This window comes from Brevundimonas sp., assembly GCF_019636155.1.
Taxonomy (GTDB): domain Bacteria; phylum Pseudomonadota; class Alphaproteobacteria; order Caulobacterales; family Caulobacteraceae; genus Brevundimonas.
Genome location: NZ_JAHBYB010000014.1, coordinates 12,015 through 34,603, shown reverse-complemented (window position 1 = coordinate 34,603; position 22,589 = coordinate 12,015). Strand labels below are relative to the sequence as shown.

Here is a 22,589-nt window from a genome sequence, read left to right as displayed (position 1 = left end):
GTCACAGATAGACCCAGGGCCGGGCCTGCCGGTCGCGCGCCCAGAAGGCCTCGATCTCGTCCCTGTGGCGCAGCGTCAGGTCGATCGCGTCCAGGCCGTGCAGAAGGGCGACCCTGTGCTCCTCGGCGATCTGGAACGGGATGTGCGATCCGTCCGGCGCGATGACCAGCCCCCGCTCAAGATCCACCGTGGGCCGGGCCCGCGCCGGATCGGCCTGGACCTGGGCGGCCAGGGCCTCGACCGTTTCACGCGCAAGAACCACCGGCGCGACTCCGTTCCGCACGCAGTTGTTGAAGAAGATCGGATTGAAGCTGGGGGCGATGACGGCCCGGAATCCGTATTCCTTTAGCGCCCAGACCGCGTGTTCACGGCTGGAGCCGCAACCGATGTTGTCGCCGCCGATCAATATGCCGGCCCCGGCATATTCTGGCCGGTTCAGGGCGAAGTCAGGCCGGGGCTCGCGCCCGCCGATCTGGGTATAGCGCCAGCCGGCGAACAGGCCGTCGCACAGCCCCGTCTTGCCGACCGTTTTCATCTCGCGCGACGGGATGATGATGTCGGTGTCGATATTGTCCCGCATCAGGGGCACGGCCACGGCGGTCAGGCGGACGAAGGGCTCCATGCCTCAGCCCCCCATCCGGCGCGGATCGGCGATGGCGCCGGCCACGGCCGAGGCGGCGACCACCTCGGGGCTGGTGATATGGGTCCGGGTCTCCGGCCCCTGGCGGCTTTCGAAATTGCGGTTGGTCGAACTGACGACCCGCTGGCGCGGCCCGAAGCTTTCGCCGCCGGCGAAGAAACACATGGAACACCCCGGTTCGCGCCATTCGAACCCGGCTTCAAGGAAGATTCGATCCAGCCCCTCGGCCTCGGCCTGGGCCTTCACGGCGCCCGAACCGGGCACGCAGATGGCGCGCACGCCCGGCGCGACGCGACGCCCCCGCAGCAGGGCCGCCGCCCGGCGCAGGTCGCTGATCCGGCTGTTGGTGCAGGAGCCGATGAAGGCGGCGTCGATGGGCAGGCCTTCCAGCCGTTCTCCGGCCTCCAGCCCCATGTAGCGTAGGGCCCGCCCATGGATTTCGGCGCCGTCTCCGGTCGGCGCGGGCGGGATTCGGCCGTCGACGGCCATGGATTGCTGCGGGCTGACGCCCCAACTGATGCTGGGCGAGACCTCGGCGGCGTCCAGGACGATTTCGCGGTCGAAGGCGGCGCCGTCGTCCGACCGCAGGTCCCGCCAATGCGTCAGGGCGGCGTCCCAGGCTGCGCCGTCCGGGGCGTAGGGGCGGCCATGCAGATAGTCAAAGGTCCTCTGGTCCGGCGCGATAACCGCAGCGAAGGCGGCGAACTCGGTCGCCATGTTGCACAGGGTCAGCCGCGCCTCGATCTCCAGGGCCTCGACCGCCGGCCCGGCGTATTCCACCGCATGCCCCTGCCCGCCCGCCGAACCGAACCGCGCCAACAGGGTCAGGGCCAGGTCCTTGGCCGTCGCCCCTTCGGGCAGGCGCCCCTCGATCCAGACCCGCATGGATTTGGGCCGCATGACCCGCAGGGCGCCGGTGGCCATGGCGTGCTCCGCCTCGGTCGATCCGATGCCCCAGGCCAGGGCTCCGACCGCGCCCTGGGTGCAGGTGTGGCTGTCGGGGCAGACCACGGTCAGGCCGGGCAGGGCCAAGCCCAGTTCCGGCGACAGGACATGGACGATGCCCTGGCGCGGATCGCCGATATCGAACACCGTCAGCCCCGCCGCCCGCGCCTCGCGCCGGGTCTCGATGATGAAGGCCTCTCCGCCCGGCATGACGGTGGCGTCGCCTCGGCCCGGCCGGGTGTCCACGATATGGTCCATGGTGCAGAAGACCCGGGCCGGATCGGCGACCGGGCGGCCCGCCGCCGCCAGGCCCTTCAGGGCCACCCCGCCGGTCCGTTCGTGCAGGAACAGCCGGTCGATCGCCACCAGGTCCGCCTGCCCTGGCGTCCGACGGATCAGATGCTGGGCCCATATCTTGTCGAACAGGGACCGCGGCGATGAATGGCGTGACGCGGCGCGGGACATGGGCAAACTATGGGGATGGCCGGAGAAACGATCAACGAAAGCCGGCAAAGGTCCGGACTATATGGCCGCTCAACGCTTGATTCTCACGGAAACGTGATTGATTTGTGACGAACTGGCCGGGAGTGCGCTCAAAAAGGCATAGGCTTCAGGCCAAAAATCCGGGAAGGTTTGCCTAATCGCATAATGATATATCATTTGCGAAAACACGGGGAGAATAACGTCGCCATGGGCAACAACACTTTCAAGGCGGCCCTGGCCGCCACCGTCGCGCTAAGCGCCTTCAGCGTGGCCGCTCCGGCCCTGGCGCAGGACGCCGGGGCGACCCGCGATCCGGCCAGCCGCCTGGACGACATCGTCGTCACCGCCCGGCGCCGTGAGGAATCGCTGCAGTCGGCGCCGGTCGCCATCTCGGCCCTGCCGGCCGAAGAGCTTCAGTCGGCGCGCGTCGAACGCCTGGCCGACCTGGCCAAGGTGGCCCCCGGCCTGACCTTCACCCCCCTGTTCGGCGCCCAGAACCAGCTGCCGATCATCCGCGGCGCGGCCCAGACCTTCGGCCAGCTGAACGTCGGCGTCTTCCTGGACGGCGTCTATCTGAGCGGCAAGGCCGGCGCCGACCTGGAAATGGCGGACCTGGAGCGGATCGAGGTCGTGCGCGGCCCGCAATCGGCCCTGTATGGCCAGAACACCTTCGCCGGCGCCATCAACTACATCACCCAGCGCCCGACCTCGGTCCTGAGCGGCGACATCGAGGGCACCCTGGGTTCCGACGGCCTGCGCAAGCTGACGGTCGGGCTGAGCGGTCCGATCACCGACACCCTGGGCTTCCGCATCGGCGCCTACACGCGTGAGTTCGACGGCTTCTACACCAGCGCCATCGACGGGGGCCGCGTCGATTGGTCCGAAACCAGCGGCGTCATGGCGACCCTGGACTTCGCCCCGACCGACAATTTCTCGGCCGTCCTGCGCGTTACGGCCTCGAACGAGGATTCGGGCCAACCGGCCTCCGTCGTCGTGCGCAACAACGCCTTCCCCGGCACGCCGGCCGGCGCGGCCGCGACCATCACCCGCAACCTGCTGTATGTGGGTCAGGTGCCGTCGATCGACGCCGACTCCATCTGGGTCAACACCAAGCGCACCAGCAACGAGGTCGGCGACTACGGCACCCGCCAGGACACTTTCCGCGCCAGCCTGACGCTGGACTACGACTTCGGCGCCGCCGCCCTGACGTCGATCACCTCCTACAGCGACCGCAGCGCCGAATACACCTATGACGGCGACAACACGATCTGCGACCGGGCGGGCGGCTGCCCCAATTTCGGCTGGCCCTTCGCCCCGGCCATCGCCCAGGGAACGACCGGTTTCGCCACCTCGTCGGCCGATGAGGGTTACACCGACTTCAGCCAGGAACTGCGCCTGGCCTCGACCACCGACGGCCCCTTCAGCTGGCTGGTCGGCGCCTACTACTACGACGGCGAAGTCGATGCGGTTCAGCGCAGCCTGAGCGGCTTCGGCAACCCGGCCGTGGTGGCCGCCTTCGGCTTCCCGCGCATGGTGACCACGACCGAGAGCCTGTCGGTGTTCGGTTCGGCCTCCTACGACATCAGCGACCAGCTGACCCTGACCGCCGAGCTGCGCTACCAGACCGAGGACCAGACCTACGTCCAGGGGCCGACCAATGCGTCGGCGACGGATGCGGCCTCGACGGCGACCTTCAACCTGAAGAACAGCTTCGAGTTCGTGACGCCGCGCGTGATCCTGAACTACGAGATCGAGCCGGGCCGGATGGTCTATGCCTCGGTCGCCAAGGGGGCCAAGACCGGCGGCTTCAACACCAACATCAACATCGCCGCCAACCAGCGCAGCTACGATCCGGAATACAGCTGGAACTACGAAGTCGGCGGCAAGTTCGACTGGATGGACGGCCGGGCGCGCACCAATATCGCCCTGTTCTACACCGACTGGACCGATCAGCAGACGGCCTGTCAGAACCCGCTGTCGTTCGGCGGCTCCTCGACCCAGCGGACCTATACCTGCAACGTCGCGGACTCGACCATCTACGGGCTGGAAGTGGACGGCACCTGGCGCGTGTCGGACGACTTCACGGTGGTGGCCAGCTACGCCTTCACCCGCGCCCGCTACAACAGCTTTGTCGATGACTCCCTGGCCGCCGTCCTGCTGCAGCTGGGCCAGCCGGCGTGGAATTTCGACGGCCGTCACCTGCCCTACGTGCCGGACCACAAATTCACGGTCTCGCCGCGCTACACGGTCGCCAACGCCTTTGAAGGCCTGGATTTCGAAGGCCGCATCGACATGCAGTACCAGTCCGAGACCTTCGTCCGGGCCGACAACATGCAGTCGTTCGGCGCCAAGATGACCGTGGATGTGCGCCTGGCGCTGCTGTCGGACAGCTACAGCTTCCGCTTCTTCGTCAACAACGTCTTTGACGATGATACGCCGGTGGCCGCCGTCCGCTTCTATGACGCGGTCAACTACTCGGTGGGGTCGCCCCTGGTGACCGCGCCGGATCGCCGGATGTTCGGCGTCAGCGCCGGCTACCGGTTCTGATATAGACGACCTGCATGAGGCTCCGGAGCCGGCGGCTCCGGAGCCCTTTTCTTGTTCGGAGCCCAGACATGAAAACCTTCCTCGCCACCCTGGCCGCCGGCGCCGCCCTGATGGCCTCGACCGCCCAGGCCAGCGACCTGGACCTGGCCACCCCGCGTGACGCCCTGACCGCCCTGCGCAAGGTCCACTGCTCGACCCAGGACGGGCAGGAGGTGGTCTATCACTGGTCCGGCAATGTCTGGTCGCGGGTGGAGGGCGAGCCGGACCGCCTGCTGTTCCGTGTCGAGGGGATGAACATCCGCCAGTGCGTCGGCGTGCATGACGCCCAGCGCGGCGACGGCTTCCGCCTCGTCTCGCGCGAACTGATGCTCTACCTCGACCCCCGCACCGGCGAGGTGCTGCGCACCTGGACCAATCCCTGGACCGGCGCCGAGGTGTCGGTCATGCCCGTGGCCAACGACCCTGTGAACATGCGCCCCTTCTTCGAGCGCGACGCCCAGGGCCGCCCGTTCAATCCCGGCTTCCGCCTGCAGGACGACCGCGTCTTCGCCGCCAGCGAGATTCCGCTGTTCTACACCAACCCCCTGGCCGGGGATTATCAGGACTATGTCGGCAACCAGTATCACGCCATGGAGATCTTCGACTTCGTGGCCCAGCGCGACGCCCTTCTGGGTTCGGACACCACCACCGCCGGCGCCGCCCTGGCCTGGGTGCGGATCGCCCCCTGGCTGCCGTGGATGAAGATGGGCGGCCGCCCCGGCCTCATGGTCTTCAACGCCATGGGCCAGACCATCGCGGGCGTGGACGCCCTGCCAGAGCCGCTGAAGTCGGCGATCGCGAACGACTATCCGATCTACGCCTCGGCTCCGCCGCTGGACGACGCCCGGCCCAACGCGACCAGCTGGACCGTCGCCCGCGACGCCATCGACGCCGAACGCCGCGCCGCTGCGCCCCGGCCCGCCGCCGCTTCCGGTCACTAAGGCCGCAAAAGAAAACCCCCGAAGGCCGTGGCCTTCGGGGGCAGGTCGTCAGGGAGGAGACGCAGAAGCCCAGGTCACGACACCCGCTTTTCCTTGATGCAGGTGCGCTTGAACAGTTCATCGTTCTCGAACCAGTGCCAGGTCCGGGCCCGTTCGTTGCCGTCGGCCGAAATCTGAATCATCTCGTAGAGGTAGGCGTTCGGCAGGTCCTTGCGCTCCCAGCGCAGCAGGATGGTCTGGGGGTCGGCCTCCCAGCAGTTGCCGACGATGCGCTCGTTGTCCCACCAGATCTTGCCGTCGCGGTAGGTCGAGGGGAAATGAATCTCTTCCGTCCGGCCGTCGTCCCAGGTGTAGGTGTTGATCTGGTGGTATTCGCTGTCGCTGGGGAACTGGCATTGCAGGCGCGACTTGTGGCGGTCGATCTCGTTGTTGTCCTTGTCGACGTGGATATAGACCCCTTCCCAGACGCCTTCGTGGCGGGCCAGCAGGGGCATGTCCTTGCGAATGTTGCTCACGGCGGTTTCCTTCCAGCACGCCGACGCGGCGTCAGCGATTGATATAATGATATATCTAATAGTCCATTTCGAGCAAGAGCGGAAAACGACGTGACCGAACCCTTCGCCGACGGCGCCATCCTGTTGTCCGTGGACGCGGACGTGGCGACCGTGACCCTGAACCGGCCGGACAAGCGCAACGCCCTGACCCAGGCCATGTGGCGCGCCCTGCCTGGGGTGATGACCCGGGTCGAACAGGATCGCGCGGCCAAGGTCACGGTCCTGACCGGCGCGGCCGGGACCTTCGCCGCCGGCGCCGACATCGCCGAGTTCGAGACCGTCTATGCGACCCGCGACAGCGCCGCCGCCTATGCCGTCGAGATCGCCGCGGCCATGGAGGCGGTGGCCCATCTGTCCAAGCCGACGATCGCGGCCATTCCCGGCGCCTGCGTCGGCGGCGGCCTGGGCCTGGCCCTGTGCTGCGACCTGCGGATCGCTTCCGACCGGGCCAAGCTGGGCATCACCCCCGGCAAGCTGGGCCTGATGTACAGCCTGGGCGACACCCGCCGCCTGGTGGAAGCCGTGGGGCCGTCGGCGGCCAAGGATATCCTCTACACCGGCCGCATCCTGACGGCGGACCAGGCCCTGGCCGTCCGCCTGATCGACGCCGCCTGCCCCGCCGAGACCCTGGCGGACGCGGTCGCCGAGAAGGCCTCGGCCATCGCCTCGGCGTCCCAATGGTCGGCCCGGCGCACCAAGGCGGTGGTGCGCCGCATCCTGGATGGCCAGGTCCAGGACGATGACGCCACCCGCGACTGGTTCCTGGATTCGCTGGAAGGGGAAGACTTCCGCGAAGGCCGCGACGCCTTCCTGCAGAAGCGGACGCCGGTGTTTCCGTACCGATGAGGGTTGGATGACGGTTCAGACTGATCAGATCGGGTCTCCCCAGCGCTCGCCGAAATGGGCCGTTCTGCTGGAGGTCGCCGCATTCGTCGTATTCGCCCTGCTGTCCAAATTCCTGCTCAGCCTACTGTTCTGGCGCTATGCAGGCCCGGTTTCCCTGCTTCTCACGCTTGTCGTTCTAACCGCCTATCTGCGGTTCAGGGGGCCGGGCTGGAAGATGTTCGGGCTTGTTCCACTGCCGGGGTGGAAGGCCAGGCTGATGGTCATCCCCCAGGCGGCGCTGGCGCTAGTCGCATTCGCCATCGTGGTGGCCCTGACGACGGTCATCGGCCCCTCGATGGGGCTGGATTTCCTGACGGAAGTTCCGTCCGAAGTGGACGACCGGTGGGGCGAAGTGGCCGGGAGCCTGCCTCACTACCTGATGTGGCTGGCCATCGTCTGGACCGCCGCCGCCTTCGGCGAGGAGATGTTCTTCAGGGGGTATCTGATCTCGCGCCTGCGCGAGGTTTTCCCCGGTCATCGGCTGGGGGCCATACCGGCGGTCATCATCCCGGCCCTGATCTTCGGCTACGGGCATTTCTATTATCAGGGTCTTCGGGGCGCAGTCGTCACAGGCGCTATCGGTCTGGCGTTCGGCACGATGTTCCTGCTGTTCAAACGCAACCTTTGGCCGCTGATTCTCCTGCACGGCCTGATCGACACCCTGACGTTCACCGCCATCTTCATGCGGTGGGACTAGCCGAAGCCCCCTACCCCACGAACTGCTCCGGCGTGACCATCTGGGCCGCCAGCCGGTCCGCCAGGGCCAGGGCCTCGCCCTCGTCCCAGGCCATGACCTGCATCGACAGCGGCAGGCCGTCCACCTCGCCGGCGGGGAAAGCCGCCGCGGGCAGACCCGCGACATTGGCCATGGCGGTGAAATCGGCCTGATTGACCGGCGCCGCATCCTCGAAGGCGAACGCCGTCTGTGGCGCCGTCGGCGACAGCAGGCCGCGATAGGGGCGCAACCGGTCCCGCACCCGCGCCGCCGTGACGTCAAGCTCACGATAGGCCCGCGCCAGCCTGGGCGCCGGTTGCCGGGCGCCCCACGCCAGGCCCGCCGCGAACGCCTGTGAAAAGCCTTCCGGTCGTTCAGCCAGGACGGCTCCGTGGACGACATGCCCCTCGACCTCCGAGACCAGCAGGCCCAACCGCCGCACGGCGCCGAAGTCATAGTCGTCCAGCCGCAGGGGTTCGACGATCAGCCCCAAAGCCCGCGCCCGCTCGACCGTGCGCGCGGCGGCTTCGGTTACGGCGGGCTCCGCCTCCACCTGACCGGACCAGTCCAGCACCGCCAGAGGCCGCCTGTCCTCATCTGCGCCCGCCGCCTCGGCCATCCCCGCCATCACCAGCCCGCAATCCTCGGCCGAACGCGCATGCGGCCCCACCGTGTCCAGCGTCCAGGACAGAGGGATCAGCCCCGCGTTGGACACCCGCCCCCTTCCGGGCTTCAGGCCGAACACGCCGCAATAGCCGGACGGAATCCGCACGCTGCCCATGGTGTCGGTGCCCAGCGCCGCCGCGCACAGGCCGGCCGCCACGGCCGCGCCCGATCCGCCCGACGATCCGCCCGGGGTGAAGCCTGCCCGATGCGGGTTCTCGGTGCGCCCGAACGTCGGGTTGTCGGTCGTCGCGCCCAGGGCGCCCTCATGCAGGTTCAACGTCCCCAGGATCACCGCCCCGGCCGCCCGCAGCCGCGCCACGCAGTCGGCGTCTTCCACTGCGATCCGGTCACGATAGGCGGCGACGCCCGCGTGCCAGGGCAGGCCACACACCGCGATATTGGCCTTCACACCGATGGGAACCCCGTCCAGCGGCGACAGGGGCCGTCCCGCCGCCCACCGCGCGCTGCTTGACGCCGCCGCCGCCCGCGCGCCCTCGGCGTCCACGTCCAGAAAGGCGTTGATGCGCGGGTTCAGCCGCTCGATCCGGTTCAGATAGGCCTCGGTCGCCTCCAGCGGCGTCACCGCGCGCGCGCGATAGAGGGCCGCCAGACCCGCGACCCCCGCCTCCACGACCGGATTGGAAAAGGCCAAGCCCCAGCCCCCTATTTGAACCGTTCGTCGATAAGCCGGATCGGCTTCTGGCGCACGTCGATCTGGGTCAGACCGGCGGTGGCGCCGCGCGCGACCAGTTCGATCACCGGCTCGATGCCGATCTTGCGCTTCAGGATGTCGGCGAAGGCCCGGGCCGTCGCCGGCGACAGGTCTGTCGCCTCGGCCACCACGATAAAGCTGTCGCGATCCTGGGCGTCACGGGTCGCGCGGCAGATGAACTCCTTGGCGAAGGCCGGATGCTCGTCCAGCATCGGACCGACGCCCTGCGGGAAGATGTTGATGCCGCGGATCTTCACCATATTGTCCGACCGGCCCATGAAGCCCTCGACCCGGCGGTATTCGACGCCGATGGAGGACTTGCCTGGCTTCCACTGGGTCACGTCATGGGTGTTGAAGCGGATGATCGGATAGAGGTCGTCCTTGAACAGGCAGGTGCAGACCATGTCGCCGACACTGCCATCCTCGATCACCTTGCCGCTGTCGATGTCGCAGACCTCCAGATACTGGGCGTCCTCCTGGACATAGAGGCCGTCGCGGTCCGGCCCCTCGGCGGCGATCAGGCCGGTGTCGCCGACGCCGTACCAGTCGAAACATTCGGCCCCGCCCCAGGCCTCGCCGATGGCGGCCTTGTCCTCGCGGCCCATGTGCCCCGAGATCATCCGCACCGGAATGTCGCGGCCGGGCTCCAGCCCCATCTCGCGCGCCACCGTGGCCAGTTTCTTGATGTAGTCGGCGAAGCCCACGATCACCGTGGCGCCGAAATTCCTCATGATCTCGACCTGCTGCACCGAGCGGGTCTCCACCCCCGTCCCGGCCGACAGGAAGACGGCGCTGGTCCAGTGGGTCACGGCCTCGCGCACATAGTGGCCGCCGTTGATCATGCCGTGGCCATAGACCGAATGGACGATGTCGTCGGGCCGCAGTCCCTGGAAGCGATACAGGCGCGCCAGCAGGATGTTCTGCACCTCGCGGCTCTTGGGCCCGAACAGCAGCACCTGCGGCTTGCCCGTGGTGCCCGAGGTGGTGTGCAGGATCACCGGCGGGCGCTGGTCATAGGCCTGGAAGCCGGCGAAATCCCCGAACGGCGGGTCGCGGTCCAGGCTGGCCATGATGTCCGACTTGTCAAAGATCGGCAGGCGCGGCAGGTCCTCCAGCGAGCGGATGTCGCCCGCCTCGATCCCGCGGTCGCCCCACAGTTTGCGATAGAAGGGCGTCTTCCAAGCCAGGGCGACACAGCGCAGGAACAGCCGGTTCTGGTGCGCCGTCAGCTCGTCGCGGCTGACCGTCGTCGCATAGCGGGTGAAGGCGTCCCCGATCGGATGATCGGCCGTCAGCCCGTCCGGGCTCATGTCCTGCCAGTAGTGCCGGTGCAGGTCGGTCATGCGTCGTCTCTCCCCGCGGCCAGGCGGAAGGCCCGGCCCGCGTCATCCCAGGTCTCGAAGTCGTCGATCATCGTCGAAAGCGCCGGATGGACCCGCTCCAGGCCGCCGAAGGCCAGGCAGGCCCGGGCCTTGGCCAGATGCTGGTCCCGGCTTAGCGGCCAGTCGGGCGCGCCGAACTGGGCCCTGATCGGCAGGCGGACCTCGCCGCCGTCGCTCAGCCGCGCGATGGCCTCGGCCGGGGCGAAGGCGGCCGGGTCGGGGTTGTCGTCCACCACCACCTCGATCCGCTGCGCCAGGGCCAGGACGGCCGGGTCGGCCAGGGACGCCTCGGTGAAATCCTCCAGCCCCACCGGCCGGCCGCGGGTCAGGGTGACGGCCGCCAGCCAGGCCGCGCACAGCCGGGCGTAGGCGACGCTCATCCCTTCGACAGCCGGACGGCCCACCAGATAATGGATGATCGGCGGGGCCCTGTAGGTCAGCCGCTCCAGGGACCGGGGCGTCACCCCATGGTCGCGCATCAGGATTTCGGTGGCGACGATACAGCCCTGGGCCGCGCGTCCGGTCGGATAGGGCTTCCAGCTGACCTCGGCGATGCGGAACCGACGCCCCAGGTCGGCGAAGGCCGCCTCGGCCTCATGGTCGCCCTCGAACAGGGGCAGATAGCCGAACCGCCCCTGGATCGACTGCGCCGGCCCCGGCAAACCGGCGCGCGCCAGGTCAAAGGCCGCCACGGCGTTGCGCGCCGCCTGGCCCATCTGGACCGGCAGGGTCGCCTTGCCCTCGACATGGGCCTGCATGGTCCCCGAGGCGAAGGACAGGGCGTAGCCGAAGGCGTCCAGGGCGACCTGGCGCGACGGCTTGGTCAGGCTGATCAGGGCGGCGACGCAGCCGAAGATCCCCGCCGTCGCCGGGCGGAAGAAGCGCAAGGGTCGGGTCGCCGCAACCCCCAGTCCGGCCGAGACATCGACCCCGGCGACCAGGGCGGTCAGCACCGCCTCGCCCGAACAGGGTCCGGCCCGCTCGACCTCGGCGAACAGGGCGGCGACGAGGGTGGCCAGGGGATGCACCACCGCCGGCTCGTGGACGCAGTCGAATTCCTGATTGTGGATCTGGAAGGCGTTGACGAAGGCCGCCTGCGGCGCGGGCAGGCGCACCTCGGGCCGCCCCAGGACCGAGCATTTCCCCCCATCGCCCCAGGCGCGCGCGGCGCTCAGCACCGCCTCGGCGAACGGCGCGTTCCGGCCGGCGACGCCGACACACAGGCTGTCGTGCAGAAAGGTGCGGGCCGCCGCCCGGGCCCCGGCGTCGATGTCGGCCCAGCGCAGGGCCAGGGCGTGATCCGCCAGACGTTCCGCCAGATCGGTCATGATCCACTCTCCAGGCCCGCGATCGGCGCCGCCGCCCACAGGTCCGACAGGCCCGCCCCTTCGCCCAGGGACAGGGCGGCGGCGATCAGGCCGTCCGCCTGAACGTCGGTCAGGCGGCCCCAGGCGAACAGGGCGCGCGCCTTGGCGACCAGGGCCGCATCGTCCAGCGGCCGCTCGGGATCGCCCAGGGCGTCCGGGGCCTCGGCGCGAAGGGTCCGACCGTCCGACAGCACCGCCTGGGCCGTCGCCCCGAACCGGGCCGGGTAGCCGGCGTCGCAATCCGCATCGCGGACCGGGCGGACAAGGGCGCGCAGGCTGGCATTGTCGGGATCCGCCACGGCCTCGGGCGTGAACCGCTCCAGGGCCGCGTCGCCATGACGCCAAGCCACGGCCGCCGCATGCTGGAGCGAGAATTTGGCCTCGACCGGCGTCGTCGGCGCCGGGCGATCGCAGAAGGTCAGGGCGTCGCCATAGACGCCCAGGGTCAGGCTCTCCAGGTCGGCGCCCGCCGCCTGCCGCCGCAGGTCCAGCACCGCGTCGATCGCCGCATGGGCGTGTCGGCAGGCGGCGTGCGGCTTGAAGCTGACCTCGTGGATGGCCCAGGCCTCCCCCCCGTCCAGGATCGCCTCCGGGCGGCCATCGGGACACAGGCCCGCGAAGAAGCCGTGCGGCCCCTCGAAAATCTCCAGCGGACCGGCATAGCCGTCGCCCGCCAGCAGGGCCGAGGCCAGGCCGTTGGCGGCGGCCCGGCCATCGTGCAGGGCCTTGGTGAACACCGGCTCGTGCCGCACCTGCCACAGGCCGAACGCCTGCTGGCCCGCATTGCCCAGGGCCCAGGCGGTCTTCAGCCGGTTCAGCCCCAGGATGGACGCCGCCCCGGCCGCCGCCCCGAAGCCGCCGCAACTGGCCGTGACGTGAAAGCGCGCGGCGTGATCCGGCCCGACCGCCCGGCCGACACGGATCATCGCCTCATAGCCGCGGATCGCCGCGTCCAGGATGGCGTCGCCGTCATCGACCCCCGTCGCCTCGGCCGCCGCCAGGACCGCCGGGAAGACCACCGGACCAGGATGCAGCAGGCCCCTCCGATCCACATCGTCCATTTCCAGCAGGGCGCCGGCCGGGCCGTTGGCCAGGGCCGCCGCCTGCGGTCCCGCCCGGCCGCCGCCGATGATCCGGCAGGCGCCGATGCCCTCGCGCCGGGCCAGCCGACGCGGCTCCGCGGCGCCCGGCTCGCGCGATCCGGCCACGGCGCAGGCCAGCCAGTCCAGCAGATGCCGGCGCCCCCTATGACGATCTTGTGCACGCGGCGCCCGCGCCAACCGGTTCGCCAGACGCAGGGACAGGCTTCCCTCTTGTTCGGACATGGTGGCAAAAGGTTTCTTTGCGCAACGCGAGTCAGACATGAGCCAACCCCGCTATCGGCAGCTTGCCGACATCCTGCGCGGCGAAATCGTCTCGGGACGCTATCCGGTCGGAAGCCAGCTGCCGCCCGAGTTCGAACTGTGCCAGCTGTATGACGTGTCCCGGCACACGGCGCGCGACGCCCTGCGCCTGCTGTTCGAGGCCGGCCTGGTCGAGCGTCGGCGCGGCGTCGGCACCACGGTGATCCGCGACCACAGCGCCCCGGCTTTCGTCCAGCCCCTGGGCGGGACCCAGGCCCTGATGCAATACGCCCGCGACGCCCGGCTGCAGATCCGCACCGCGGGCCTGCGTCGGCTGGAGCCGCAGGAGGCGATCCGCATCGGTCTGAACGAACAGGCGGCCGACGCCTGGCTGGTGGCGTCCGGCCTCCGGCGCAACGACGGCAAGCCCGTCGCCCTGTCGCAGATCTATATCGCCCCCGCCTATGCCGAGATCGCCCCCAAGCTGCGCGACTGGGACGGCGCCATCCAGCAGTTGATCGCGCGTGATTTCGGCGTCGTCGTGCATCGGATCGAGCAGGAGATTTCGGCCGTCAACCTGACCGCCGAACAGGCGCGTTTCCTCAAGGCCGAAAAGGGCGGCGCGGCCCTGCACACCCTGCGCCGCTATTTCGACGCCGACGGCCGGCTGATGCTGGCGTCCGATTCGACCCACCCGGCGTCGCGTTTCGTCTACGCCATGACCTATCACCGCGAGAGCTGAGGCGGTCATCGCCAGCCCGCCTTCGCGGCCGGAACCGGCGGCGGCGGAAGCGCCGGATCGATCCGCGCCGGCTCTTCGCGGAACAGGATCGGCGTGCCGACCACCTCATTCCCCTCGGCGTCGCGGGCCAGCATGCCGCGCGCGGTCGTCGCGGGATCGTCGAAGGCGTCCTTCAGGGTCCGCACCGGGGCGAAACAGATGTCGCGCCCCTGGAACCAGTCTTCCCATTCGGCGCGCGTGCGGCCCCGGAAGGTCTCGCGCAGGAAGGCGCGCAGCGGCTCCTGCTCCGGCCCCGGCGGCCGGGCGGCGATATCGATCAGGTCCGGCCAGTCCAGGGCGGTCAGCAGGTTGCGCGCGAATTTCAGCTCCGACCCGCCCAGCACGATCCACTGGCCGTCGGCGCATTCATACAGGTTGTAGAAGGCCGCCCCGCCCCAGGACCGCTCGGCCTTCGGCTCGTGCGCCTGGCCCGTGGCGAAGATCCGGCCGGTGACATTGGGCGTCCAGGCCAGGGTGGCGTCGTACATGGAGACGTCCAGATAGTCCCCCTGCCCCGTCGTCTGGCGCCGCAGCAGGGCCATCAGCACCCCCGACAGGGCGGTCAGGGACGACAGGGCGTCGGCCACCGGCATGTGCGGCATGGTCGGTTTGCCGTCCTGCCCCTGGTTCAGCGACACCACCCCCGCCAGGGCCTGGACCGCCACGTCATGCGCCGGCAGGTCGCGATAGGCGCCGCTCTGGCCGAAGGCGCTGACGGCGCAATAGACCACGCCGGGATTATAGGCCCGCACGGCGTCGTAGCCGACGCCCAGCCGGTCGGCCACGCCGGGACGGAAGGCCTCGACGATCACGTCCGCCTGCGCCGCCAGGGCGTGGAAATCGGCCAGGCCCTCCGGCGTCTTCAGGTTCAGGGAAACACTGCGCTTGCCCCGATGGGTGTTGCGGAACCAGACCGAGGCGCCGTTCTTGACGTAGCCGATGTGGCGCGTCGGCTCGCCTTCGCCGGGCGGCTCGATCTTGATCACATCGGCGCCGTGGTCGGCCATCATCAGCGTCAGCATCGGCCCCGGCAGGAACAGGGACAGGTCCAGAACCCTGACGCCCTCCAGCTTCATTCCGCGGCCGCCGCCTTGGCGCCCAGAAGCTCGGCGTTGTGCTCGCCCATGCGCGGCGCCCGGACGCCCGGCGCGCGCCGACCGTCGATCTTGATCGGGCAGGCCAGCAGATGCAGGCCCTCGGGCCGTTCCGGATGTTCGACCACATCGCGCATCCCGACTTCGGCGACATAGGGGTTGTCCAGCGCCGCCTTCAGGCCGCGCACCGGGGCGAAGGGAACCTGGCCGCCCAGCAGGGCCAGCCACTGGTCGGTGGTCCGGGTCTGCATCACCGCATCCAGCGCCTCGGTCAGGGCCTCGATATTCTCGCGCCGCGAGGGGATGTCCTTGAATCGGGGATCGGCCTTCAGTCCGGGCTGTTCGGCCAGGGCGCAGAAGGCGTCCCAGAATTTCGGCGTCTGGCACATCAGCATGGCCCAGCCGTCGGCGGTCCTGACCAGTTGCGACGGCGCGATCGACGGATGGGCCGCGCGCGGCATCCGCTCGATCTCATGGCCCTCGTTCATGGCCCAGGTCGCCGGATAGGAGGTCTGGTGCAGGGCTACGTCGAACAGGGACACGTCCACGTCGCGCCCCTTGCCCGTCGATCGCGCCCCCAGGATGGCCGAGACCACGCCCAGGGCGAAGACCGAGCCGGTCATGAAGTCGACCATGGACAGGCCGAACCGGATCGGCGGCCCGTCCGGCTCGCCGGTCAGGCTCATGAACCCGGCCTCGGCCTGCATCAGATAGTCATACCCCGGCCAGGCCTTGCGCGAGTTGTCGCGGCCATAGGCCGACAGATGGCCGCAGACGACGCCGGGCCTGATCGCCTTCAGGTCGTCATGGGTGATCTTCAGCTTGGCCGGCTGGTCGCCGCGCAGGTTGTTGACCACGGCGTCGGCGGTGGCGACCAGCCGCTCGAACGCGGCGCGGCCCTCCGGCGTCTTCAGCTCGATGGTCACCGACTTCTTGCCGCGCGAGAAGGTCTGGAAGAAGTGGCTGTCGTTCTCGCCCAGAAAGAAGGGGCCGGTGGCGCGGCTGACGTCGCCGCCCATGGACACGGCCTCGATCTTGATGACCTCGGCGCCCAGTTCGCTCAGCAGCTGGGTGCCGTAGGGGCCGGCGCCATACTGTTCGACGGCGATGACGCGCACGCCGGATAGGGGCTGGCTCATCAGACCTTGTTCCTGGCGATCAGCTGTTTGGCGATGATGATCCGCTGGATCTCGTTCGAACCCTCGCCGATGCACATCAGGGGGGCGTCGCGATAAAGGCGCTCGACCGGAAACTCCTTGGAATAGCCATAGGCGCCGTGGATGCGCATGGCCTCGGTCGCCACCTCCAGCGCCGTTTCCGAGGCGAAGAATTTGGCCATCCCCGCCTCCATGTCCACCCGCTCGCCCCGGTCGTAGAGACGGGCCGCGTCCTCGACCAGCAGCTCCGACGCCCGCACCTTGGTGGCCATCTCGCCCAGCTTGGTCTGGATGGCCTGGTGCTCGCAGATCGGCTTGCCCATGGTCTTGCGCTCCTGGGAATAGCGCACCGCCTCCTTCAGCCCACGCCGGGCCACGCCGACGCCGCGCGCGGCGACGTTGATGCGGCCGATCTCCAGCCCGCCGGTGGCCATGAAGAAGCCCTGCCCCTCCTCGCCGCCGATCAGGCTCAGTTCGGCGTCGCATTCATAGCCGTCGAAGGCGATCTCGCCGGTGTCCACGCCCTTGTAGCCCAGCTTGGGCAGCTTGCGGCCCGCCTGCACGCCCGGCAGGGGCGCGCGTGTCTCCGGGTCGATCTTGGGGGTGATCAGCATGCTCATCCCCTTGTAGCGGGGGCTGGCCTCCGGGTCGGTCTTGACCAGCAGGGCCAGGCAGTGGCCGTTGACCACATTGGTGATCCAGGTCTTGGACCCGTTGACGACGTATCTGTCGCCGACCCGTTTCGCCGTGGTGCGGATACCTTGCAGGTCCGTGCCCGCATCCGGCTCGGTCAGGCCCAGGCAGCCGCGCAGTTCGCCCGCGGCGAACCTGGGCAGCCAGTAGTCCTTCTGCTTCTGGGTGCCGAATTTCTGCACCACGATGGCCATCATCAGGTGGGAGTTGAACACCCCCGTCAGGCTCATCCACTCCTCGCTGATCCGCGCCACGATGCGCGAATAGGTCGTCGCCGACAGGCCCAGCCCGCCGTATTCCGGATCGATCAGGGCGCCGAACAGGCCCAGGTCGACCATGTCCTGGACCAGCTCGGCCGGATATTCGTCGTCATGCTCCAGTCGCATGGCGACGGGCGCCACCTTCTGCTCCAGCCATTTGTCGATGGCGTCCAGGATGGCGCGCTCATCGGCCTCCGAGATGTGGCTGTGGTCGGCCATCAGTAGTGGCCCACCTTGTCCTCGACCGCATTGCCGCGCGCCGGGATCAGCAGGTTGCGCTTGAAGCTGCAGACCACCTCGCCGCGCTGGTTCTTGCCGATGGTGTTGATGGTCACGATGCCCTGGCCGGGGCGGGACTTGCTCTCGCGCTTCTCCAGCACCTCGCTCTCGCCATAGATGGTGTCGCCGGCGAAGACCGGGGCGGTGAATTTCACCTCGTCCATGCCCAGGTTGGCGATGGCCTTCTGGCTGGTGTCGGTCACGCTCATCCCGATCAGCAGGGCCAGGGTGTAGGGGCTGACCACCAGGTTCTTCTTGAACTCCGAGGCCGCCGCGAACTCGGCGTCGAAATGCATCGGATGGGTGTTCAGCGTCAGCAGGGTGAACAGGTGGTTGTCGTATTCCGTCACCGTCTTGCCGGGGCGGTGCTCATAGACATCGCCGACCACGAAATCCTCGAAATAGCGGCCGAAGGTCTCGCGATACCGTTGCGGGCCGACTTCCTTGACGTTCTGGACCATCGTCTTTTCTCAGTTTCTCGCGGCGGTTTCGAGGACGCGGTTCGCCGCCCTCAGGATAGGCAGGTCGATCAGCTTGCCGTTCAGCAGGGCCGGGCCGCCCTGGGCCGCCTCGAAGGTCTCGATCACCTTCCGGGCGTGCTCGACCTGGGCCGGGGTGGGGGTGAAGGCTTCATGGACCCCCTTCACCTGATCGGGATGGATGCAGGCCCGGCCGGTGAAGCCCATGGCCCGCACCCGGCGCGTCGTGGCGACCAGGCCGTCGGGGTCGTGGACGTCCAGATAGGGCACGTCCAGCAACTGGACCCCCGCCCGGGCGCAGGCGGCGACCAGTCGGCCGCGGGCATAGGCCAGGGCGTCCCATTCCATGTCCGAGCCGATGTCGACCGAATAGTCGGCGCCGCCGAACAGCACGCCTTCCAGCCCCGGCGCGGCGGCGATGTCCCAGGCGTTCTTCAGCCCCTCGGTCGATTCGATCACCGCCCACAGCGGCGCGTGGTCCGGCCCCAGCCGATCGGCCAGCCGGGCGATCTGGTCCGCGCTTTCGGCCTTGGGCAGCATGATCAAGGCCAGGCCCGCGATCCCCTTCAGGGCCTCGACGTCGGCCTCGAACTCCGGCGCGCCGACGCCGTTGATCCGCACCGCCGCCGGTCGCTGGGCCAGGAAGGCGGCCGCGGCCGCCCGCGCCTCGTCCTTGGATTGCGGCGGGGTGCCGTCCTCCAGGTCGATACAGGCGATGTCGGCGCCGGCGGCCAGGGCCTTTTCAAAGCGCTCTGGCCGCGCCCCGGGCACGAACAGAAGGGAGCGGTAGATCATCAGACTCTCATCAAATGTCCGGACAAACTAGGCGGCGTACTCCGCCCGGTCAAATGGATTTCAGGGCCTCAGGCGGCGGGCGAGGGAACGGCGGCGGAGAAGGCGGCGGCGATCTCCTCGCGCGTGGCGATCCAGACGTCCGGCCGGGTCTTCACATGGTCCAGGAAGGCCCGGAAGGCGCCGATCCGCCCCGGCCGGCCGATGATCCGCAGATGCAGGCCCAGGCTCATGTAGCGGGCGCCGATCTCGTTCGCCTCGGCGTACAGCTGCTCGAAGGTCTCCACCGCATAGGCGGTCCAGTCGCCAGGCGTCAGGGACGGCGCCAGCCAGAATTTCATGTCGTTGGAATCGATGGCGTAGGGCAGCACCACCATCGGCGTCCGGGCGCCATCCGGCATCTCGACCAGATCCCAGTAGGGGAAGTCGTCCGAATAGTCGTCCATGTGATAGGTGAAGCCCTCCTCCACCAGCAGCCGCCGCGTCACATCGGTGTGCAGATAGCGCGACAGCCACCCGGCCGGGCGCCGGCCCGTGGTCCGCTCCAGCGAGTCGCGGCCCTTGCGGATATAGTCGCGCTCGGCCTCCTCCTTCATCCAGAACTGGTGCGCCCAGCGCCAGCCGTGGCAGCAGACCTCGTCGCCGCGCGCCACGATGGCCTCGGCCAGCCAGGGCGCGCGCTCCAGCGCCAGGGCCGCCGCCGTCCAGGTCGCCCGGATCCCGGCCCGGTCCAGTTCGCGCAGCACACGCGGCGCCCCGGCCCGGATGCCGTACTGATAGTTGCTCTCGTTGCCGTGCACCCGCATCGCCCGCTTGGGCGAGGCCGACAGCTCGTCGACCGGCTCGGGTCCCTTGTCGCCATCGACGATGTTCTGCTCGGCGCCTTCCTCGACATTGACGACGACCGACAGGGCCAGCTTCGCCCCATTCGGCCAGGTGAAGCCCTCGGGCGGGACCGAAGGGGTGGCGGGCGGACGGTTCATCAATGCGGCTCCTCCCCGCCGGACACGTTCAGGCTCTCGGCGGTGATGTAGGCGGCCTCGTCCGAGCACAGGAAGGCGACGGCGTTGGCGGTGTCCTGGGTCAGGCCGGGCCGGCCCATGGGGATTCGGGCCGCCATCTTCTGCAGATAGTCCTCGACCGAAGCGGCCCCGGTGACCTTGGAGAAATACTCGTTCTGCCAGGCGCCCAGGCCGGTCGTCACATGGTTGGGGCAGACGTTGTTGACCGTGATCCCCAGCGGCCCCAGCTCGATCGCCGCCGACCGCGCCAGTCCCACCAGACCGTGCTTGGACGAGGTGTAGGCCTGGGCGTGCGGAAAGCCGGACTTGGCCGCCTGGCTGGCGATGTTGACGATGCGTCCGCCGCGACCCTGCCCGGCCATCACCCGCGCGGCCGCCTGCAGGCCGAAGAAGGCGCCGGTCAGGTTGACCCCGATGACGGCGTTCCAGTCGTCCGGCGTCACCTCCAGCAGGGGCTTCATGATGTAGCCTATGCCGGCGTTGTTGACCCAGATGTCCAGCCCGCCGTGGGTCTTCACCGCATGGTCGGCCAGGGCCTGGACCTGGGCCGGGTCGCGCACGTCGCAGACGCAGGTCGAGGCCTCGACCCCCAGCTTGCGGATGTCGGCGGCGATGTCCTGCATCTCGGCCGTGGCGCCGATCATGGCGCCGGGCGTGGCGGCGTCGCGCGAGGCGCCGATGTCCGAGATCACCACGGCGGCGCCTTCGGCCGCCAGTTGCAGGGCGATGGCCTCGCCCAGCCCCTTGCGCCGGCCCGAGCCGGTGATCACCGCCGTCCTGCCGGTGAACCTCCCCATTACAGGGGCTCCGTCATGACGAAGGTCACATCGACCATGCCGCCGAACTCGGCCGCCACCTTCTGCATCAGGGGCGAGGCGACCTCCTCGCCGAACAGGGCCATGTCCTCGACGTCGATGATCTCGAAATAGGCGTAGGGCGGCGGGGCGTCGGAACCCAGAACGGCGGTCGAGCGCAGCACCTGGAAGTCGCCGATGGAGCCCAGCCCCTTGACCGTCGGCATGTCCACCGTGCGGGCCCAGGCCTCATAGTCCGCGACGGCGACGCCCGGCTTCAGATTGAAAAAGGCGATGATCCGCGTTGCGGCCATTTGGTTCTCTCCCCTTGCTCGACACGGGCGTTCGGCCATGCCAGAATAATGATATAAACATAGACCATTTGTGTTCGAAAGCCCTCAGCGAGGTTTACATGGCCGGATCGTCCTCCCGCTCCGGAAACCTGCCCAACGGCGGCCCCGCCCAGACCTATGACGGGCCGCCCGACTACCAGGCCGTCGGTCGTCACGCCGTGTTTCCCGACACCACCCATGACGAGGTGGCGCGGCTGAATTTCCTGGCCCACATGAACCGCCACCTGTCGACGCGGGTCATGCCCTTCGTGAAGACCGCCTGGGAGGCGCGGGTCGAGCCGGCTCTGGAAAAGTCCGGACAGACCCCGCGGTCGCGCCACGATGTGCGCAAGGCCCTGCTGAACGAGCCCCTGTTCCAGACCTGGTCCGCCCTTCGCCGCATGACGATGGAACAGCGCCAGCAGGCCGGCCGCTGGACCTCGGTGCGTCAGGCCGAGGACCTGGCCGCCCGCGTGCGCGACCTGACCGAGGGCGATCCGCGGCTGCAGCTGGACCCGTCCCTGCCCATCCCGCGCTATGTCTCGGCGGTCGATCACCACTGCATGCCCGGCAGCTATCACGCCGAGCTCTTCCCCGGCGACGTGTCGGTGGCGGCCAGCTACGACCACGGCATCTTCGCCACCACCGGCGGCATGCTGGGCCGCTATCTGGACGGCGGAGGCCAGGCGGTCGCCCGCTGGATGCAGCGCACCCATCCCGAGTTCCAGCCCCGCCGCATCCTGGATATCGGCTGCACCCTGGGCCACAACATCGTGCCGATCGCCCAGGCCTATCCGGAGGCCGAGGTCATCGCCATCGACGTCGGGGCGCCGATGCTGCGCTACGGCCTGGCGCGCGCCAAGTCGCTGGGGGTCGAGAACATCACCTTCATCCAGGCCGACGGATCGGACCTGTCGCGCTGGGCCGACGAGAGTTTCGACTGGGTCCAGACGACCATGTTCCTGCACGAACTGTCGTATGCCTCGATGAAGGCCATCTTCGCCGAGAGCCACCGCGTGCTGCGTCCCGGCGGCTTCGTCCTGCATGTCGAACAGCCGCAGTACACGCCCGACATGCCCCTGTTCGAACAGGCCATGCGCGACTGGGACAGCTTCTACAACAACGAGCCCTTCTGGAGCACCCTGCACGAGATCGACCTGGATGGCTGGCTGGTCGAGGGGGGCTTCCAGCGCGATCGGCTGCTGCACGTCGGGGTCACCGCTGTGGTGGATCGCGAACTGTTCCCCGACGCGGCCGACGACGACAGCGAGGACTATGGCCGCAAGGCCGCCTGGCACGTGATCGGAGCGCGCAAATGAGCATCGGCCTGGCTCTGGACACCGCTTCGGCCAAGCCGGCGGGCAAACGCCCCTGGTTCCATGATCGGGAGGTGGAGCGCGCCATGGCCATCGCCATGGCCGCGGTTCAGGAACTGGCGGTCGCGCGCCAGCGGCTGGACACCCTGGAGCGCCTCCTGGAATCCAAGGGACTCCTCGCCCGCGAGGAGATCGAATCCTTCCGCCCCGACGCCGATCAGGCCGCCGAACGCGGGCTCTGGATGCAGGAATATCTGGTCCGCGTCCTTCGCATCGTCCAGCAGGAGGGCGAGGCCGTCACCGCCGACGCCCGGGGGGACATCCGCTCCGAGGACGTAGCGGCCGAGCTGGTCGAAGGCGCGGAGTAAGAC

General features: G+C 68.9%; 22 protein-coding genes. 7 read left to right on the top strand and 15 right to left on the bottom strand.

All coding sequences use genetic code 11. The features are described 5' to 3' along the window. Position 1: 1 nt before the first annotated feature. Entirely contained in the window at positions 2-622 is a 621-nt protein-coding gene (gene leuD / locus KF910_RS12830; protein ID WP_292263504.1) for a 3-isopropylmalate dehydratase small subunit, read from the bottom strand. Between the two features lie 3 nt (positions 623-625). Next, a complete protein-coding gene (locus tag KF910_RS12825) occupies positions 626-2,050 on the bottom strand; it encodes a 3-isopropylmalate dehydratase large subunit (protein ID WP_292263502.1) in 1,425 nt (474 codons plus the stop codon). A 225-nt stretch (positions 2,051-2,275) separates the two neighbouring features. Here KF910_RS12825 and KF910_RS12820 point away from each other — a divergent pair, with 225 nt between their 5' ends. Both KF910_RS12820 and KF910_RS12815 read left to right on the top strand, forming a co-directional pair. Beyond that, a complete protein-coding gene (locus tag KF910_RS12820) occupies positions 2,276-4,615 on the top strand; it encodes a TonB-dependent receptor (RefSeq protein WP_292263500.1) in 2,340 nt (779 codons plus the stop codon). A 68-nt stretch (positions 4,616-4,683) separates the two neighbouring features. Then, positions 4,684-5,595, top strand: coding sequence for a DUF1838 family protein (locus KF910_RS12815; protein WP_292263498.1), 912 nt, complete (start codon positions 4,684-4,686; stop codon positions 5,593-5,595). Positions 5,596-5,669: 74 nt separating this feature from the next. Here the strand turns inward: KF910_RS12815 and KF910_RS12810 are convergent, their stop codons facing one another. After that, positions 5,670-6,110 (bottom strand): hypothetical protein, encoded by a 441-nt coding sequence (locus tag KF910_RS12810; protein WP_292263496.1) that lies wholly within the window; start codon positions 6,108-6,110, stop codon positions 5,670-5,672. A 90-nt stretch (positions 6,111-6,200) separates the two neighbouring features. Between KF910_RS12810 and KF910_RS12805 the strand changes: the two genes are divergently transcribed. Continuing rightward, complete coding sequence (locus KF910_RS12805; RefSeq protein WP_292263494.1) at positions 6,201-6,995, top strand: enoyl-CoA hydratase/isomerase family protein; 795 nt, start codon at positions 6,201-6,203, stop codon at positions 6,993-6,995. 7 nt (positions 6,996-7,002) lie between these two features. Then, positions 7,003-7,731 carry a CPBP family intramembrane glutamic endopeptidase gene (locus KF910_RS12800; protein WP_292263492.1) on the top strand — a complete coding sequence of 243 codons (729 nt, stop codon included), beginning with the start codon at positions 7,003-7,005 and terminating at the stop codon, positions 7,729-7,731. 10 nt (positions 7,732-7,741) lie between these two features. Here KF910_RS12800 and KF910_RS12795 read toward each other — a convergent pair whose 3' ends face one another. The 4 genes from KF910_RS12795 to KF910_RS12780 are packed head-to-tail and all read right to left on the bottom strand — an operon-like array spanning position 7,742 to position 13,201. Then, the gene (locus tag KF910_RS12795; RefSeq protein ID WP_292263490.1) at positions 7,742-9,067 is read right to left on the bottom strand and encodes an amidase; all 1,326 of its coding nucleotides are present in this window, start codon (positions 9,065-9,067) and stop codon (positions 7,742-7,744) included. Between the two features lie 11 nt (positions 9,068-9,078). Beyond that, entirely contained in the window at positions 9,079-10,470 is a 1,392-nt protein-coding gene (locus KF910_RS12790) for a phenylacetate--CoA ligase family protein (protein WP_292263488.1), read from the bottom strand. Then, positions 10,467-11,837, bottom strand: a complete 1,371-nt coding sequence (locus tag KF910_RS12785) for an MmgE/PrpD family protein (protein WP_292263486.1) — start codon at positions 11,835-11,837, stop codon at positions 10,467-10,469. Before KF910_RS12785 ends, KF910_RS12790 begins: the two co-directional genes overlap by 4 nt. Then, positions 11,834-13,201 (bottom strand): MmgE/PrpD family protein, encoded by a 1,368-nt coding sequence (locus KF910_RS12780; RefSeq protein WP_292263484.1) that lies wholly within the window; start codon positions 13,199-13,201, stop codon positions 11,834-11,836. Before KF910_RS12780 ends, KF910_RS12785 begins: the two co-directional genes overlap by 4 nt. A gap of 37 nt (positions 13,202-13,238) precedes the next feature. Between KF910_RS12780 and KF910_RS12775 the strand changes: the two genes are divergently transcribed. Beyond that, positions 13,239-13,961: a GntR family transcriptional regulator gene (locus KF910_RS12775; RefSeq protein ID WP_292263482.1), complete on the top strand. Its 723-nt coding sequence runs from the start codon at positions 13,239-13,241 to the stop codon at positions 13,959-13,961. A 5-nt stretch (positions 13,962-13,966) separates the two neighbouring features. Here KF910_RS12775 and KF910_RS12770 read toward each other — a convergent pair whose 3' ends face one another. The 8 genes from KF910_RS12770 to KF910_RS12735 all read right to left on the bottom strand — a co-directional run bounded on the left by KF910_RS12770 (position 13,967) and on the right by KF910_RS12735 (position 20,884). Next, on the bottom strand, positions 13,967-15,076 hold the full coding sequence (locus KF910_RS12770) for a CaiB/BaiF CoA transferase family protein (protein ID WP_292263480.1): 1,110 nt from the start codon (positions 15,074-15,076) through the stop codon (positions 13,967-13,969). Then, positions 15,073-16,233, bottom strand: coding sequence for a CaiB/BaiF CoA transferase family protein (locus tag KF910_RS12765; protein WP_292263478.1), 1,161 nt, complete (start codon positions 16,231-16,233; stop codon positions 15,073-15,075). The genes KF910_RS12770 and KF910_RS12765 overlap by 4 nt, the downstream gene beginning before the upstream one ends. Beyond that, positions 16,233-17,423, bottom strand: coding sequence for an acyl-CoA dehydrogenase family protein (locus KF910_RS12760; RefSeq protein ID WP_292263476.1), 1,191 nt, complete (start codon positions 17,421-17,423; stop codon positions 16,233-16,235). The genes KF910_RS12765 and KF910_RS12760 overlap by 1 nt, the downstream gene beginning before the upstream one ends. Continuing rightward, the gene (locus KF910_RS12755; RefSeq protein ID WP_292263474.1) at positions 17,423-17,944 is read right to left on the bottom strand and encodes a MaoC family dehydratase; all 522 of its coding nucleotides are present in this window, start codon (positions 17,942-17,944) and stop codon (positions 17,423-17,425) included. Before KF910_RS12755 ends, KF910_RS12760 begins: the two co-directional genes overlap by 1 nt. Before the next feature lie 9 nt (positions 17,945-17,953). Further along, positions 17,954-18,757 carry an HpcH/HpaI aldolase/citrate lyase family protein gene (locus KF910_RS12750; protein ID WP_292263472.1) on the bottom strand — a complete coding sequence of 268 codons (804 nt, stop codon included), beginning with the start codon at positions 18,755-18,757 and terminating at the stop codon, positions 17,954-17,956. A gap of 68 nt (positions 18,758-18,825) precedes the next feature. Next, the gene (locus tag KF910_RS12745) at positions 18,826-19,737 is read right to left on the bottom strand and encodes a polysaccharide deacetylase family protein (RefSeq protein WP_292263470.1); all 912 of its coding nucleotides are present in this window, start codon (positions 19,735-19,737) and stop codon (positions 18,826-18,828) included. Then, on the bottom strand, positions 19,737-20,573 hold the full coding sequence (locus tag KF910_RS12740; protein WP_292263468.1) for an SDR family NAD(P)-dependent oxidoreductase: 837 nt from the start codon (positions 20,571-20,573) through the stop codon (positions 19,737-19,739). The genes KF910_RS12745 and KF910_RS12740 overlap by 1 nt, the downstream gene beginning before the upstream one ends. Then, the gene (locus KF910_RS12735) at positions 20,573-20,884 is read right to left on the bottom strand and encodes a hypothetical protein (RefSeq protein WP_292263466.1); all 312 of its coding nucleotides are present in this window, start codon (positions 20,882-20,884) and stop codon (positions 20,573-20,575) included. Before KF910_RS12735 ends, KF910_RS12740 begins: the two co-directional genes overlap by 1 nt. 98 nt (positions 20,885-20,982) lie before the next feature. Between KF910_RS12735 and KF910_RS12730 the strand changes: the two genes are divergently transcribed. Both KF910_RS12730 and KF910_RS12725 read left to right on the top strand, forming a co-directional pair. Beyond that, on the top strand, positions 20,983-22,221 hold the full coding sequence (locus KF910_RS12730) for a class I SAM-dependent methyltransferase (RefSeq protein ID WP_292263465.1): 1,239 nt from the start codon (positions 20,983-20,985) through the stop codon (positions 22,219-22,221). Next, positions 22,218-22,586 carry a hypothetical protein gene (locus KF910_RS12725; RefSeq protein WP_292263463.1) on the top strand — a complete coding sequence of 123 codons (369 nt, stop codon included), beginning with the start codon at positions 22,218-22,220 and terminating at the stop codon, positions 22,584-22,586. The genes KF910_RS12730 and KF910_RS12725 overlap by 4 nt, the downstream gene beginning before the upstream one ends. Positions 22,587-22,589: the final 3 nt, after the last annotated feature.

Bases quoted from the DNA above. Each gene is read 5' to 3' on its own strand.
- KF910_RS12750 (WP_292263472.1), bottom strand. From the start codon at position 18,757: ATGATCTACCGCTCCCTTCTGTTCGTGCCCGGGGCGCGGCCAGAGCGC.
- KF910_RS12820 (WP_292263500.1), top strand. From the start codon at position 2,276: ATGGGCAACAACACTTTCAAGGCGGCCCTGGCCGCCACCGTCGCGCTA.
- KF910_RS12740 (WP_292263468.1), bottom strand. From the start codon at position 20,573: ATGGGGAGGTTCACCGGCAGGACGGCGGTGATCACCGGCTCGGGCCGG.
- KF910_RS12725 (WP_292263463.1), top strand. From the start codon at position 22,218: ATGAGCATCGGCCTGGCTCTGGACACCGCTTCGGCCAAGCCGGCGGGC.
- KF910_RS12770 (WP_292263480.1), bottom strand. From the start codon at position 15,076: ATGAAGCTGGAGGGCGTCAGGGTTCTGGACCTGTCCCTGTTCCTGCCG.
- KF910_RS12745 (WP_292263470.1), bottom strand. From the start codon at position 19,737: ATGAACCGTCCGCCCGCCACCCCTTCGGTCCCGCCCGAGGGCTTCACC.
- KF910_RS12760 (WP_292263476.1), bottom strand. From the start codon at position 17,423: ATGGCCGACCACAGCCACATCTCGGAGGCCGATGAGCGCGCCATCCTG.
- KF910_RS12735 (WP_292263466.1), bottom strand. From the start codon at position 20,884: ATGGCCGCAACGCGGATCATCGCCTTTTTCAATCTGAAGCCGGGCGTC.
- KF910_RS12800 (WP_292263492.1), top strand. From the start codon at position 7,003: ATGACGGTTCAGACTGATCAGATCGGGTCTCCCCAGCGCTCGCCGAAA.
- KF910_RS12755 (WP_292263474.1), bottom strand. From the start codon at position 17,944: ATGGTCCAGAACGTCAAGGAAGTCGGCCCGCAACGGTATCGCGAGACC.
- KF910_RS12825 (WP_292263502.1), bottom strand. From the start codon at position 2,050: ATGTCCCGCGCCGCGTCACGCCATTCATCGCCGCGGTCCCTGTTCGAC.
- KF910_RS12730 (WP_292263465.1), top strand. From the start codon at position 20,983: ATGGCCGGATCGTCCTCCCGCTCCGGAAACCTGCCCAACGGCGGCCCC.
- KF910_RS12785 (WP_292263486.1), bottom strand. From the start codon at position 11,837: ATGACCGATCTGGCGGAACGTCTGGCGGATCACGCCCTGGCCCTGCGC.
- KF910_RS12765 (WP_292263478.1), bottom strand. From the start codon at position 16,233: ATGAGCCAGCCCCTATCCGGCGTGCGCGTCATCGCCGTCGAACAGTAT.
- KF910_RS12790 (WP_292263488.1), bottom strand. From the start codon at position 10,470: ATGACCGACCTGCACCGGCACTACTGGCAGGACATGAGCCCGGACGGG.
- KF910_RS12775 (WP_292263482.1), top strand. From the start codon at position 13,239: ATGAGCCAACCCCGCTATCGGCAGCTTGCCGACATCCTGCGCGGCGAA.
- leuD (WP_292263504.1), bottom strand. From the start codon at position 622: ATGGAGCCCTTCGTCCGCCTGACCGCCGTGGCCGTGCCCCTGATGCGG.
- KF910_RS12780 (WP_292263484.1), bottom strand. From the start codon at position 13,201: ATGTCCGAACAAGAGGGAAGCCTGTCCCTGCGTCTGGCGAACCGGTTG.
- KF910_RS12815 (WP_292263498.1), top strand. From the start codon at position 4,684: ATGAAAACCTTCCTCGCCACCCTGGCCGCCGGCGCCGCCCTGATGGCC.